12 protein-coding genes are annotated in these 13,572 nt (G+C 73.4%); 6 read left to right on the top strand and 6 right to left on the bottom strand.

The features are described from left to right. Nucleotides 1-3 precede the first annotated feature (3 nt). The 3 genes from HNR19_RS14470 to HNR19_RS14460 all read right to left on the bottom strand — a co-directional run bounded on the left by HNR19_RS14470 (nucleotide 4) and on the right by HNR19_RS14460 (nucleotide 2,536). Nucleotides 4-912 (bottom strand): EamA family transporter, encoded by a 909-nt coding sequence (locus HNR19_RS14470; RefSeq protein ID WP_179668578.1) that lies wholly within the window; start codon nucleotides 910-912, stop codon nucleotides 4-6. Between the two features lie 104 nt (nucleotides 913-1,016). Beyond that, the gene (gene galK, locus HNR19_RS14465; protein ID WP_343047193.1) at nucleotides 1,017-2,090 is read right to left on the bottom strand and encodes a galactokinase; all 1,074 of its coding nucleotides are present in this window, start codon (nucleotides 2,088-2,090) and stop codon (nucleotides 1,017-1,019) included. After that, on the bottom strand, nucleotides 2,087-2,536 hold the full coding sequence (locus HNR19_RS14460; protein ID WP_179668577.1) for a hotdog domain-containing protein: 450 nt from the start codon (nucleotides 2,534-2,536) through the stop codon (nucleotides 2,087-2,089). Before HNR19_RS14460 ends, galK begins: the two co-directional genes overlap by 4 nt. Nucleotides 2,537-2,668: 132 nt before the next feature. On the opposite strand from HNR19_RS14460, the gene HNR19_RS14455 reads away from it, so the two are divergent. Then, nucleotides 2,669-4,261 (top strand): calcium-binding protein, encoded by a 1,593-nt coding sequence (locus HNR19_RS14455; protein WP_246304831.1) that lies wholly within the window; start codon nucleotides 2,669-2,671, stop codon nucleotides 4,259-4,261. An 18-nt stretch (nucleotides 4,262-4,279) separates the two neighbouring features. Here the strand turns inward: HNR19_RS14455 and bfr are convergent, their stop codons facing one another. Both bfr and HNR19_RS14445 read right to left on the bottom strand, forming a co-directional pair. Beyond that, the gene (bfr, locus tag HNR19_RS14450) at nucleotides 4,280-4,765 is read right to left on the bottom strand and encodes a bacterioferritin (protein ID WP_179668575.1); all 486 of its coding nucleotides are present in this window, start codon (nucleotides 4,763-4,765) and stop codon (nucleotides 4,280-4,282) included. 92 nt (nucleotides 4,766-4,857) lie between these two features. Beyond that, nucleotides 4,858-5,061: a (2Fe-2S)-binding protein gene (locus HNR19_RS14445; RefSeq protein WP_179668574.1), complete on the bottom strand. Its 204-nt coding sequence runs from the start codon at nucleotides 5,059-5,061 to the stop codon at nucleotides 4,858-4,860. A gap of 180 nt (nucleotides 5,062-5,241) precedes the next feature. On the opposite strand from HNR19_RS14445, the gene lon reads away from it, so the two are divergent. Next, a complete protein-coding gene (gene lon, locus HNR19_RS14440; RefSeq protein WP_179668573.1) occupies nucleotides 5,242-7,569 on the top strand; it encodes an endopeptidase La in 2,328 nt (775 codons plus the stop codon). Nucleotides 7,570-7,581: 12 nt separating this feature from the next. On the opposite strand, the gene HNR19_RS14435 is transcribed toward lon, so the two are convergent. Continuing rightward, on the bottom strand, nucleotides 7,582-8,910 hold the full coding sequence (locus HNR19_RS14435; protein WP_179668572.1) for an FAD-dependent oxidoreductase: 1,329 nt from the start codon (nucleotides 8,908-8,910) through the stop codon (nucleotides 7,582-7,584). A 77-nt stretch (nucleotides 8,911-8,987) separates the two neighbouring features. Here HNR19_RS14435 and HNR19_RS14430 point away from each other — a divergent pair, with 77 nt between their 5' ends. The 4 genes from HNR19_RS14430 (at nucleotide 8,988) to HNR19_RS14415 (ending at nucleotide 13,552) form a co-directional block, all read left to right on the top strand. Then, nucleotides 8,988-9,917: a LysR substrate-binding domain-containing protein gene (locus HNR19_RS14430; protein ID WP_179668571.1), complete on the top strand. Its 930-nt coding sequence runs from the start codon at nucleotides 8,988-8,990 to the stop codon at nucleotides 9,915-9,917. Nucleotides 9,918-9,942: 25 nt separating this feature from the next. Then, on the top strand, nucleotides 9,943-10,842 hold the full coding sequence (locus HNR19_RS14425) for a cation diffusion facilitator family transporter (protein WP_179668570.1): 900 nt from the start codon (nucleotides 9,943-9,945) through the stop codon (nucleotides 10,840-10,842). A 206-nt stretch (nucleotides 10,843-11,048) separates the two neighbouring features. Next, nucleotides 11,049-13,169, top strand: coding sequence for an SNF2-related protein (locus HNR19_RS14420; RefSeq protein ID WP_179668569.1), 2,121 nt, complete (start codon nucleotides 11,049-11,051; stop codon nucleotides 13,167-13,169). Nucleotides 13,170-13,207: 38 nt separating this feature from the next. Further along, complete coding sequence (locus HNR19_RS14415) at nucleotides 13,208-13,552, top strand: Rieske 2Fe-2S domain-containing protein (protein ID WP_179668568.1); 345 nt, start codon at nucleotides 13,208-13,210, stop codon at nucleotides 13,550-13,552. The last annotated feature ends 20 nt before the right edge of the window (nucleotides 13,553-13,572 follow it).

The following is a 13,572-nucleotide window of genomic DNA, read 5'->3' as shown; positions in this document are numbered from 1 at the left end:
CGATCATCGGCCAGGGGCCAAACGAGGTGCGGCCACGGTGGGGGCCACACGGCGCGTCGGCGTGAGCTGGCCGGCGACCAGGGCGGTGAGCGCGAGCCCGAACCCGATCGCCTGGAGCGGGCCGAACGTCTCGCCGAGCACGACGGCGCCGAGCGCCGCGGCGACGAGCGGCGAGAGCAGGCCGAGCAGCGCGACGGACGCGACCGGGAGGCGGCCGATCCCGCGGAACCACAGCACGTAGGCCGCGAGCCCGCCGATGACGCCGAGCCAGAGGTACCCGCCCGCCGCCTGGCCGTCGATCGCCGGGGGAGCGCCCTCGACCAGCGCCGTGAGTGGCAGCAGCACCAGGCCGCCGCCGGTCAGCTGCCAGCCGGCGAACGCGACCGGGTTGACGCCCTCGGGGCGTCCCCAGCGCTTGGTGAGCGTCACGCCCAGGGCCATCGACAGCGCGCCGGCGACGCCCGCGAGGACGCCGACGGGGTCGAGCGCGGCGTCGGGACCGAGCACCACCAGTCCGACGCCGGCCGCGCCCGCCATGCCCCAGCCGATCCGCCAGCGTGAGGGCGCCTCGCCGAGCACCACGACGGCGAGTACAGCGACGACGATCGGCTGCACCGCGCCGAGCGTGGCGGCGACCCCGCCGGGGAGCCGCTCCGCGGAGACGAACAGCAGCGGGAAGAAGAAGCCGATGTTGAGGGCACCGAGCACGAGCGAGCGCCACCACCATTCGCCGCGGGGGAGCACCCGCAGCACGGCGAGCACCAGCAGCCCGGCCGGGAGCGCGCGGAGCAGACCTGCGAGGAGGGGATGGCCGGGCGGCAGCAGCTCGGTGGTGACGAGGTAGGTCGTGCCCCACACCGCAGGTGCGAGCGCGGTGACGGCGGTGGTCGCGGGGACGGTGCTCGTGGTCATGGCTCCAGCGTCCGCCGGAACGATCGATGAGTCCAACACATGCTTTTCATCCCATCGATCGTGGATCTCGATGGATCGAGGGAGTACCAGCGCGAGGCGGTGCCCTAGGACAGGCGGTGGGCGCCCGCCGACGGGTGCGCCGTGAAGGCCACCGGCGCCCCGAGCCCCGCCGCGGCGAACGCGACCTCCACCGCCGACGTCGCCGCCGCGACCCGCTCGTCGGGCACCAGCGCGATGACGCACCCGCCGAACCCACCGCCGGTCATCCGCGCACCGACGGCGCCTGCCTCCACGAGGGTCTCGGCCGCGAGGTCGAGCGCCGGCACCGTGACCTCGAAGTCGTCGCGCAGCGACGCGTGCGACGACGACAGCAGCGGGCCCGTCGCCGCGAGGTCGCCGCGCCGCAGGAGGTCGACCACGGCGCGGACGCGGTCGTTCTCGGTCACGACGTGGCGGGCGCGGCGGCGCAGCACGTCGTCGTCGAGCCGGTCGAGCGTGCCGGGGTCCGTGACGTCGCGGAGGCTGGCCACCCCGAGGCGGCGTGCCGCCTCCTCGCAGGAGGTACGCCGCGCCGCGTACTCGCCGTCGACGTGGCCGTGCTCGACGCGGGTGTCGACGACCAGCACCCGCAGCCCGTGGTCGGCGGGTGCGAACGGCACCGGCTCGGTCGAGAGGTCGGCGAAGTCGCACAGCAGCACGTGCCCGTCGCGGCTGCGGAGCGAGGCGAGCTGGTCGAGGCCGCCCGTCGGTGCGCCGACCACGTCGTTCTCCGCCGCGCGGGAGACGGCGAGCAGGTCGTCGGCGCCGAGGTCGAGGCCCAGCAGGTCGGACAGTGCGCCGGTCACCGAGCACACGACTGCGGCCGAGGAGGAGAGACCCGCCCCGACGGGCACGTCGCTGTCGATCTCCACGCGGACCGGCGGCACGTCGTGGCCACGGTCGCGCAGCACCTTCGCCGGGCCGAGGACGTAGCGGACCCAGCCGTCCGGCAGCTCGCCGAGGCTGTCGACCTCCACGGTGTGCCCGTGCTGGGCCGATCGCGCAGCGAACCCGTCGGCCGTCGCCGCCGTCGCGGTGCAGCCCTGGGCGAGGGCGAACGGGAGGGCGAGCCCGGCGTTGTAGTCGGTGTGCTCGCCGATCAGGTTGACGCGCCCCGGCGCGCGCCAGCGCACGCTCACCGCGGCCGCCAGCGCTTCCAGAGTGCCGTCGCCTCGGCGCGGACCTTGCCGTCGTGCTCGAGCCGCACCTCGGCGGTGATCGCCGACTCGTCGGCCGCGGAGATGGTCGCGACGAGCGACACGCTGTCGCGCAGCGGAGCCGGGCGCTTGTAGCGGACGTCGATGCCCGCCGTCACGAAGGGCAGCAGGGCTCCGCCCAACGGCTCCCAGCCGTGCGCGAAGGCCTTGTGCGTGACCGCCGCGCCGCTGTGGCAGTCGAGCACCGTCGCGATGATGCCGCCGTTGAGGAAGCCCGCGCCGTTGTCGTGCTCCGGCCACGGCGTGAAGGTCGCGACGACCGTGCCGTCGCCCTCGTCGTACGACTTCAGCCGGAGGCCCTTCTCGTTCGCCGGCCCGCACCCGAAGCAGGGGAGGTCGGCGAAGTAGCGGTCCTGGAGAGCGTCCACGCGCGCACTCTGCCACGCGCGCGGTGAGGGGCCCTCGCCGGAGGTGGGAGATCCCTCCTCCGAAGGGAGGAACTGGGGGGCCGTTCCCGCATCCCGGCGGTGGGGCGCAGGTATCCAGTCATCGTGAAGATCATGCTGCCGGTCACCGGCTCCGTCGTCCTGGGCGCCGCCCTCACCTCGTCCGCTCTTGTCGGCGTCACCGCCGCCCACGCCGCGACGCCCCGCTGCCAGGGGGTGCAGGCGACCATCGTCGGCACCTCCGGATCCGACACGCTGGCCGGGACCAACGGCCGCGACGTGATCTGGGCCGGTGGCGGCAACGACAACGTCTCCGCGCGCGGCGGCGACGACCTGGTCTGCGCGGGCGGCGGCGCCGACGAGGTCCACGCCGGCAACGGCGCCGACCGGATCCTCGGCGAGAGCGGCGGCGACGAGCTCGACAGCAGCACCGGGCACGACGACGTCGTCTCGGGCGGCTCAGGCGACGACACCCTCATCGGAGGCAGCGACGAGGCCCGCCTCGACGGCGGCACCGGCGACGACACCCTGACCGGCAACGAGGCGGGCGTCGTCCTCGAGGGCGGCGCCGACGACGACCGCCTGCTGTCGCGCTGGCCAGGCGTCGTGCTCCACGGCGGCGACGGCGATGACTACATCGACGGTCACTGGAACCGCGACGCGGACATCGACGGTGGTGCCGGCAACGACACGATCGAGGCCGGCGGCGGCCTGGACGGCAGCCCGGCCAAGCCGGTGCGCGGCGGCTCGGGCAACGACGAGATCCTCGGGCAGGGCAGCCGGGACTACGTCGACGCCGGCCCCGGCAACGACACCGTCGACCTCGGTGACGGCGACGGCGGCTGGGCCCAGGGCGGCACCGGCAACGACACCATGACCACCGGCGAGACCAAGGACACCGCGCTGTTCGGCGGCGCGGGCAAGGACCGGCTCACGCTCGTCGAGGTCGGCTCGATGGCCGACGGCGGCGCCGACGACGACGTCCTGACCGGGAGCCTGTGGGACGACCAGCTCGACGGGGGCGACGGTTCCGACACCGCGCGCGCCGGCGAGGGCGACGACGCCCTGACCGGCGGCGACGGCAACGACAGCCTCTTCGGCGAGGAGGGTGCCGACACCTGCTCCGGCGGCGCCGGCACCGACACCTGCGACGGCGGCCCGCTCGGGACCCCCGCGCCGAGCTCGGAGGACCCCGACCTGTGCCAGTCCGACGTCGAGACCAAGATCAACTGCCGTGGTGACTCCGGTGACTGGACCGGCACGGCTGACGGCACCCTGGTCCACTCCGGTGGCGTGACCGAGACCTGGTCGGCGACGATCGACATGGACGAGCAGGCCGCCGGCTACTACTGGCTGGGCGACGCCGACATCGCCTGGACCGTGTCCGGCACCAGCGCCTCCGGCTGTGTGTACGACGGCGCCGCGACCCTCGACGGCCGCGCGGAGATGGCGCACTTCGACTGGGAGGGCGAGTACTCGGTCAGCCTCTGGCGCACCACCGTCACGGCCGAGGTCGTGATCGACTGCCCCCACGCGGAGCCGGAGACCATCGTCTACAACCCGATGAACACCAACGCCGCCGAGGCCGACGACCAGGCGCTCCCGCAGGGCCCGGTCACCGAGCTGTCGGGTACGGCGACGTACGTGCCGATGAACGCGCCCGAGGGGACGGCGACGTGGAGCTGGGAGCTGCAGCGCGCCTCGTGACCGAGGTCGGGACCGGGGCTACGGTGCCTCGCCCGCGGTGATCTGCTGGGCGAGGTACTGCTCGGCGCCGACGCGCTCGATCGCGTCGAGCTGGCTCTCGAACCAGTCGGCGTGCTTCTCCTCGTCGCGGACCATCTCCTCGAACACCGCGGCGGAGCCGTGGTCGCCGAGCTCGTGGCACTCCTTGGCCGAGGCGTTGAACTGCGCGACGGCGGCCTTCTCGCTCTCCAGAGCCAGCCGCAGCATCTCCTCGGCGGTCTCGCCCACGGTGATGGCGTTGAGCTTCTGCACGTTGGGGTGGCCGTCGAACATCAGGATCCGGTTGATGAGGTCGTCGGCGTCCTTCATCTCGTCGATCGACAGCTCGTAGAACACCTTCCCCAGCTTGGGCAGGCCCCAGTTGTCGAGCATGCGCGCATGCAGGAAGTAGGTGTTGGTGACGGTGAGCTCGAACGTGAGCGCGTCATTGAACATCTCGACGATCCGAGGGCTAACAGGCTGCACCGTCTACCTCCGCGGGAGTGGGGTCCGAGGACCCGATGGTCGCATCCCGACCCCCGGCTAAGGCCAGACTCAGGCCCCGGTTCGTCCGACGATCAGCTGGCGGCGCCGTCGGCGGCGAGCACGGCGTCCTCGCGCGCGTGGTGCTGGCAGACCAGCGCCTTGACCGTGAAGATGCACGAGCCGCAGTCCTGGGCGGCGCCGGTGGCGCGGCAGACGGCGGCGACCGTGCGGGCACCGTCGGCGACGGCGGTATCGACCGCTCTGTCGCTGACGACGCGGCACTGGCAGACGATCACGCCGTACTCCCGTTCCGGATGGGCTTGCTTGAGGTGAGGCTACCCTAAAGAACGCCGCCCTGGACAGGTGACGCCGGTCACCGGTCGGGCTGTTCGCCCCCAGCGGAACCGCGCCGGGAACGCCCGGATCGCACCCGGAGTTGAGTCCACATCACTCAACTCCGAAAGAGGGTTTCCATCATGTCCTTGAGGCGCCTGCCCCTCCTTCTCCTCGACGACGTCGTCCTCCTCCCCGGGATGGTGGTGCCGATCGAGCTCGACGAGACCGCCCAGGCCGCCGTCGACGCCGCCCGTGCCGCCGATCTCGACGAGATCCTGGTCGCGCCGCGGCTCGACGACCGCTACGCGTCGTACGGCGTGGTCGCCGCCCTGGAGAAGGTCGGGAAGTTCCGCGGCGGCGGTCCCGCCGCACTCCTGCGCACCGGCGGGCGCGCCCGCATCGGCAGCGGCGTGACCGGCCCCGGTGCCGCGCTGTGGGTCGAGGTCGAGCCGGTCGAGACGCCGGCCCCGACGGCCCGCGTCCGCGAGCTCGCCGCCGACTACAAGAAGCTCGTCGTCGCCGTCCTCCAGAAGCGGGAGGCCTGGCAGATCATCGACGGCGTCAACGGCATCGACGACCCGTCGGCCCTCGCCGACACCGCGGGCTGGGCGCCGTACCTGTCCAACGACCGCAAGCGCGAGCTGCTCGAGACGCCGGACGTCGAGCAGCGGCTCGAGCTGCTCGTCGAGTGGACCCGCGACTTCCTCGCCGAGAACGAGGTCAACGACAAGATCAGCGAGGACGTCCGCGAGTCGGTCGAGAAGCGCAACCGCGAGTACCTGCTCCGCGAGCAGCTCCGTGCGATCCGCAAGGAGCTCGGCGAAGACGAAGATGGCGAGGGCACCGGCAGTCCAGGCGACTACCGGGCGCGCGTCGAGGCCGCCGACCTCCCGGAGGCGGTGCGGGAGGCCGCGCTGCGCGAGGTCGACAAGCTGGAGCGCAGCAGCGACCAGAGCCCCGAGGGCGGCTGGATCCGCACCTGGCTCGACACCGTGCTCGACCTCCCCTGGAACGAGCGCACCGCCGACCGCACGTCGCTGACCGACGCCCGCGCGGTGCTCGACGCCGACCACCACGGCCTCGACGAGGTCAAGGAGCGGATCGTCGAGTTCCTCGGCGTCCGCGCCCGGCGCGAGGAGCGCGGGCTGTCCGTCGTCGGCGGCCGCGGCTCCGGCGCGGTGATCCTGCTGGCCGGGCCTCCGGGCGTCGGCAAGACCTCGCTCGGCGAGTCGGTGGCGCGGGCGCTCGGGCGGAAGTTCGTCCGGGTCGCGCTCGGCGGCGTGCGCGACGAGGCGGAGATCCGCGGTCACCGGCGGACGTACGTCGGCGCGCTCCCCGGCCGGATCGTCCGGGCGATCAAGGAGGCCGGGACGATGAACCCGGTCGTGCTGCTCGACGAGGTCGACAAGGTCGGCAGCGACTTCCGCGGCGATCCCGCGGCCGCGCTGCTCGAGGTGCTCGACCCGGCGCAGAACCACACGTTCCGCGACCACTACCTCGAGCTCGACCTCGACCTGTCCGACGTCCTGTTCATCGCTACGGCCAACGTCCTGGAGACGATCCCGAGCGCGCTGCTGGACCGGATGGAGCTGGTCACGATAGACGGCTACACCGAGGAGGAGAAGGTCGCGATCGCCCGCGACTTCCTCGTCCCGCGCCAGCTCGAGCGCGCCGCGGTCACGGCCGAGGAGGTCGTGGTGACCGACGACGCGCTCCGCGAGCTCGCGGCCAACTACACCCGGGAGGCGGGCGTGCGCGTCCTCGAGCGACTGCTGGCCAAGGCGTTCCGCAAGGCCGCGCTCGGCGAGCTGCCGACGACCATCGACGAGGCCGCACTGAAGGAGCTCGTGGGCAAGCCGCGGTTCACGCCGGAGGCGCACGAGCGGACGTCGGTCCCGGGCGTCGCCTCCGGGCTCGCGGTGACCGGGATGGGCGGCGACGTGCTCTACATCGAGGCGTCGACGCTCCCGGGCGACAAGGGTGGGCTGACGATCACCGGACAGCTCGGCGACGTGATGAAGGAGTCCGCGCAGATCGCGCTCTCCTACGTTCGGGCGCACGCCGACGAGCTCGGCATCGCTCCCGAGCTGCTCGACCGGCCGCTCCACCTGCACGTGCCCGCGGGCGCCGTACCCAAGGACGGGCCGTCGGCAGGTGTCACGATGACGACCGCGCTCGTCTCGCTGCTGACCGGGCGCACCGTCCGGGGCGAGGTCGGCATGACCGGCGAGGTCTCGCTGACCGGCCGGGTGCTGCCGATCGGCGGCGTGAAGCAGAAGCTGCTCGCCGCCCAGCGGGCGGGGCTGACGGAGGTCTACCTCCCGCAGCGCAACGCGCCGGACCTCGACGACGTGCCCGCCGAGGTGCTCGACGCGGTCACCGTGCACCTCGTCTCCGACGTGCGGGAGATCCTCGGCACGGCGATCGCGCCGGCCACCGTGGACGCGGCGGCGACGACCGCCGCCTGAGCCGGGCCCGGGTCAGCGACCCGCGCGGAGCATCTCCTCGCGGGTCGCGACCTTGACCCGGGTGCGGCCGGCCGCCTCGCCCAGGGCGATCTCGTGCTGGTCGAGGCGCTCCCAGTGGTCGAACGTCGCGACGTCGACGCCGCGCTCGGCGAGGTAGGCGTCGACCGCCTCGGGCTCCCGCGCGGTGGCGGTCGGCGTCGTCTCGGCGAGCAGGTGCTCGACGGTCTGGGCGGCGTCGCTCTTGGTGTGGCCGATGAGGCCGACCGGGCCGCGCTTGATCCAGCCGGTGACGTAGGTGCCGGGGATCGGCCGGCCGTCGAGGTCGAGGACCCGGCCCTCGTCGTTGGGGACGACCGCGGAGCGCTCGTCGAACGGGAGGCCCGGCAGCGCGGTGCTGCGGTAGCCGACCGCCCGGTAGACGCCCTGCACGTCCCAGAACGTGTGCTGGCCGGTGCCCTCGACGTTGCCGTCGGCGTTCGGCGAGTGGGTGCGCTCGGTGCGCAGGGTCGTCACGCGGCCGTCCCGGCCGAGCACCTCGACCGGCGCCTCGGCGAAGTGCAGGTGGATCCGGTGCGGCTTGCCGACGGGGTCGCGGCCGACCCAATTGGCGAGCGTGTCGAGCACCATCTTCTGCGCCTTGTGCTTGCCGATGTGCTCCATGCCGTGCTCGTCGACGTCGAAGCCCTCGGGGTGCACGATCACCTCGACGTTGGGGGAGTGGTTGAGCTCGCGCAGCTCCAGCGGCGAGAACTTCGCGTACGCCGGGCCGCGGCGCGCGAAGACGTGCACGTCGGTGATCGTCTTGGCCTTCAGGCCCTCGTAGACGTGGTCGGGGATGTCGGTGGTCAGCATCTCCTCGCCGGTCTTGGCGAGCACCCGGGCGACGTCGAGCGCGACGTTGCCCACGCCGATCACGGCCACGCTGGTCGCGTCGAGCGGCCACTCCTGCGGGTCGTCGGGGTGCGCGTCGTACCACGACACGAAGTCCGCGGCGCCGTACGTCAGCTCCTCGCCGGGGATGCCGAGCTCGCGGTCGGCCTTCGCGCCGGTGGCGACCACGACGGCGTCGTAGAACTCGCGCAGGTCCTCGAGCTTGACGTCGACGCCGAAGTCGACGTTGCCGAGGAACCGCACCTCGGGCTTGGCGAGCACGCGGCCGAGCGCCTTGATGATCTCCTTGATGCGCGGGTGGTCCGGCGCGACGCCGTAGCGGACCAGGCCGTACGGCGCGGGGAGCCGCTCGATGATGTCCACCGACACGTCCGTCTCGGACTTGGTGAGGATGTCCGCGGCGTAGATGCCGGCCGGGCCACCGCCCACGATCGCAACGCGAAGAGTCATGTCGACGAGTCTGTCGACGGCCGCGGTACGGCGGAACGAGGTCGCGGTTGTGCTGTCACAAGGTAGCCTTGTGACCTGTGTTGGGTCCCCACGTGCCGGAGCTGCGCGCCCTGGAGCTGCTCGCGGCCGTCGCGCGGGCGGGCAGCCTGAGCGCCGCGGCGGAGGAGCTGGGCATCAGCCAGCAGGCAGCGTCGTCGCGCGTGCGCACCATGGAGGCCCTCGTCGGGGCGCCGCTGCTGACCCGGTCCCGGCGCGGCTCGGCGCTCACCGAGACCGGTGAGCTGGTCGTGCAGTGGGCCGACCGGGTCCTCGAGGCGGCCCAGCAGCTCGACGCCGGCATCGCGTCCCTGCGGTCCGACCAGCGGGCGCACCTGAGCATCGCGGCGAGCCTGACGATCGCCGAGCACCTGCTGCCCGGCTGGGTGGTCGCGCTGCGGTCGGCCCAGCAGCAGCGGGGGCAGGAGCCGACCGAGGTGACGATGACTGCGACCAACAGCGAGCGCGTGGCGACGCTCGTCGCGGACGGCGACGTCGACCTGGGGTTCGTGGAGGGGCCCGCGGCGCCCGGTGGCCTGCGTCGGCGCCTGGTCGGCACCGACGAGCTGGTCGTCGTGGTCGGGCCGGGGCATCCCTGGGCGACCCGCGGCCGCCGCCCGGTCAGCGCGGCCGTGCTCGCGGCGACGCCGCTGGTCGTGCGCGAGGCCGGGTCGGGCACGCGGACGGTCCTCGAGCAGGCACTGGCGGACCTGGACACCGCCCCGCCCGCCCTCGAGCTGTCGAGCACCGCCGCCGTCCGCGCGGCGGTCGCGGCCGGCGCCGGCCCCGCCGCGCTCGGCGCGCACGCCGTGCGCGACGACCTGGCGACGGGCCGGCTGGTCCGGGTCCAGGTGAGCGGTCTCGACCTGACCCGCCGGCTGCACGCCGTGTGGCGCGGCGGGCCCCAGCCGCCGCAGGGCCCGGCGCGCGACCTCGTCGCGTGGGCGGCGGGACACGCCGTGCGGGCGTAACGACGGGCTGACTAGGGTCGGTCGCGTGGGAGCGGGACACGGGCACGGGCACGCCGCCGGGCGGCACCGGTGGCGGCTGGCGGTCGCCTTCGGGCTGGTCGCCTCGTTCTTCGTCGTGGAGCTCGCCGTCGGCCTCCTCTCGGGCTCGCTCGCGCTCCTGTCCGACGCCGGCCACATGGCCGCCGACGTCGTCGCGCTCGGCGCCGCCCTCGTCGCCACCAAGATCGCCACCCGCCCCGACCGGAGCGGGCGGCGCACCTACGGGTCCTACCGCGCCGAGGTCTTCGCGTCCGGGCTGACGGTGCTGATCATGCTCGGGGTCGCGGTGTACGTCGCCGCGGAGGCCGTGGCGCGCATTGGCGACGAGCCGGAGGTGCAGTCGACCGCGCTGCTGGTCGTCGGAGCGCTCGGGCTCGTCGTCAACGCCGTCTGCCTGGTGCTCCTGCGGGCCGGCGCCGACGAGTCGCTGAACGTCCGCGGCGCCTACCTCGAGGTGGTCGCCGACGCCGCCGGCAGCGTCGGCGTGATCGCGGCCGGCGTGCTCGTCGCGGTCACCGGCGACGGGACCTGGGACGCGGCCGTGGCCGGCGCGATCGCGGTGTTCGTGGCGGTCCGGGCCGTGCTGCTCGGGCGGCAGGTGCTCGCGGTCCTCGGCCAGCACGTCCCCGAGGGGATGGCCGTCGACGAGGTCGTCCGCGACCTCGAGGCGGTGGCGGGCGTCGCCGGCGTCCACGACCTCCACGTGTGGACGCTGACGTCCGGGATGAACGTCGCGACCGCGCACCTGGTCGCGGTCGACGACTCGACCCACGAGGCGGTGCTGGCGGGTGCCCAGGCGGTGCTGCTGGAGCGGCACCGCATCGAGCACGCGACCCTCCAGGTCGAGTGCGCCCCGAGCCGGCAGTGCCACGAGGTCGACTGGTAGCCGGATCCGGGCCGAGGGCTGGTATCCTGCAGAGCAGATCCGCCCGACGCCCCGAGCCGTCCCAGTGGCAGCGCGATCGCGCGCGAGACCCGGAGCAGACGCGGACGATCGCACGGCGACTCGCAGGCGACCAGCAGGTCGGCTGTCGTCGCGATCAGCACGTACCCGGCGACGGCCACCACGGTCGCCGCCCAGGAAGGACATTCGTGGCTCGAAGCAGCCAGCGCGGACGCTCGCAGCAGCGCCGCTCCCGCTCCGGCAACCGACCCCGCCGCGACGAGGAGGGGATCATCCCGATCCTCGCCCGCGCGGTCCGCGAGGTCGAGTCCGCCGTCCAGCGGCGCTCGGCCGCGCCCGACGTCCGCACCAAGTACCAGGTGATCGCGCTGCTCGCCCGCGAGGAGCGCAACCGGGTCAAGGAGGACGAGGAGCTGAGCGACGCCAAGCGCGCCGACGAGCTCAAGCGCCTCGACGGCATCGCGACGATCCTTGCCCAGACCGCTGCCCGCGACTCGACGCTGTTCACGCTCCTCGCCGAGGACGCGGAGATCTCCGAGTCGGCGAAGGAGCTGCGGCGCGACATGCTGCGGCGCGCCGGCTACGAGGTCGAGGAGGAGCCGGAGCCCGAGCCCGACGTCGACCTCGGCGCCGCGCAGCGCCGGGTGGTGCCGCAGTCGGTGATCGCCCGCCAGCTCGCCAACCCGTTCCTCGTGCCCGACTTCTCCGCGGCCGCGCCCAAGAACGTCCAGCCGCGCCGCCTCGCCGGGTGGGAGCTGCTCGAGCCGCTCTTCCGCTCCTTCGAGCAGGCCGACAAGGGCGCCCCGTCGTCGATGGAGCTGCCCGAGCCCACCACGCTGAAGTCGCCGGCCGGCCGCGACCTGATGCTCCACCAGGCGCAGGTCATCACCGCCGCCCGCGAGGGCCACCGCACGTTCCTGCTCGCCGACGAGCCCGGCCTGGGCAAGACGGCGCAGGCGTTGCTCGCCGCCGAGGCCGCCGACGCCTACCCGCTCCTCGTCGCGGTGCCCAACGTCGTCAAGACCAACTGGGCGCGCGAGGTCGACCTCTGGACGCCCAACCGCACCGCGACCGTCCTGCACGGCGACGGCCTCGACGCCGACGGCTTCGCCGACGTGTTCGTCGTCAACTACGAGATCCTCGACCGGCACCTCGGCTGGCTCGGCACGCACGGGTTCCGCGGGATGGTCGTCGACGAGGCCCACTACATCAAGAACAAGACCTCCCAGCGGTCGCAGAACGTGCTGGCGATCGCCGACCGGATCCGGTCCCGCTACGCGCGGCCGCTGATGATGGCGCTCACCGGCACCCCGCTGATCAACGACATCGAGGACTTCCGCGCGATCTGGCAGTTCCTGGGCTGGATCGACGAGAAGAAGCCGCTGGGCGACCTGATGGAGGCGCTGGAGGAGACCGGCCTGGTGCCGACCGACCCCGGCTTCTTCCGCGGCGCCCGCCAGGCGGTCCTCGAGCAGGGCATCGTGCGGCGTCGCAAGATCGACGTCGCCGCCGACATCCCCGCCCGTCGCGTGGCCGACCTCCCGGTCGAGCTCGAGGGCGAGGCCGGCCGCTCCATCCGCAAGGCCGAGGAGGAGCTCGCCCGCCGGATGGTCGCCCGCTACGACAAGGCCCTGGAGACCCGCACCTCCGGTGTCGTCGTCGAGGGCATCGACCACGAGCTGGTGCGCCGGGTCGCGGTGTGGGAGCGCGAGGAGCAGTCCGACAAGACCGGCGAGAACGTCTTCGGGATGCTGCGCCGGATCGGCCAGGCCAAGGCCGGGCTGGCCGCCGACTACACCGCGCAGCTGGCGCGCAACGTCGGCAAGGTCGTCTTCTTCGCCAAGCACATCGACGTGATGGACATCGCCGAGGAGACCTTCGAGTCCCGCGGCATCCGCTACAGCTCGATCCGCGGCGACCAGACCTCGACCGTCCGCCAGCAGAACATCGACGCGTTCACCAACGACCCCGAGGTGCAGGTGGCGGTGTGCTCGCTGACGGCCGCCGGCGTCGGGCTCAACCTCCAGGTCGCGTCCAACCTCGTGCTCGCCGAGCTCTCGTGGACCGACGCGGAGCAGACCCAGGCGATCGACCGGGTCCACCGGATCGGGCAGACCGAGCCGGTGACGGCGTGGCGGGTCATCGCGACCCAGACGCTCGACACCCGGATCGCCGAGCTCATCGACCGCAAGGCCGGCCTCGCCGCCCGCGCGCTCGACGGCGCCGGCGAGGACGCCGAGGGTGCCATCGACCTGCAGACCGAGGCCCTGGTCGGCCTGCTGACCGCCGCGCTGGAGAAGCGGGGCTGACTGCGGACGCGGCCACCCGCTCACCTAGGCTCGCCACCGTGAGCGAAGGAATCAGGGTGGCCGCCGTCGACGACATCCCGACCGGCGAGGGGATCGTCGTCGACCGCGACGTCACCGGCACCGACGACGACATCGCCCTGCTGCGCGAGGACGACGGCACCGTGTGGGCGCTCAACGACACCTGCACCCACCAGACCGCCTCCCTGGCCGACGGCTGGGTCGAGGACGGCCACGTCGAGTGCCCGCTCCACGGCAGCCGCTTCTGCCTCCGCACCGGCGCCGTCGACGGTCTGCCCGCCACCATCGACACCGTGCCGCACCGGGTCGAGGTGCGCGACGGCGAGGTCTTCCTGTTCCCGAACGAGGCGCCACCCCCGGCCTGATAACCCCGCCACCGCCCGCC

Source organism: Nocardioides thalensis, from assembly GCF_013410655.1.
Taxonomy (GTDB): domain Bacteria; phylum Actinomycetota; class Actinomycetes; order Propionibacteriales; family Nocardioidaceae; genus Nocardioides; species Nocardioides thalensis.
The sequence above is the reverse complement of the archived record's forward strand: the minus strand, read 5'-3'. Positions and strand labels throughout refer to the sequence as shown.

Bases quoted from the DNA above. Each gene is read 5' to 3' on its own strand.
- HNR19_RS14470 (WP_179668578.1), bottom strand. From the start codon at position 912: ATGACCACGAGCACCGTCCCCGCGACCACCGCCGTCACCGCGCTCGCA.
- HNR19_RS14455 (WP_246304831.1), top strand. From the start codon at position 2,669: ATGCTGCCGGTCACCGGCTCCGTCGTCCTGGGCGCCGCCCTCACCTCG.
- lon (WP_179668573.1), top strand. From the start codon at position 5,242: ATGTCCTTGAGGCGCCTGCCCCTCCTTCTCCTCGACGACGTCGTCCTC.
- HNR19_RS14435 (WP_179668572.1), bottom strand. From the start codon at position 8,910: ATGACTCTTCGCGTTGCGATCGTGGGCGGTGGCCCGGCCGGCATCTAC.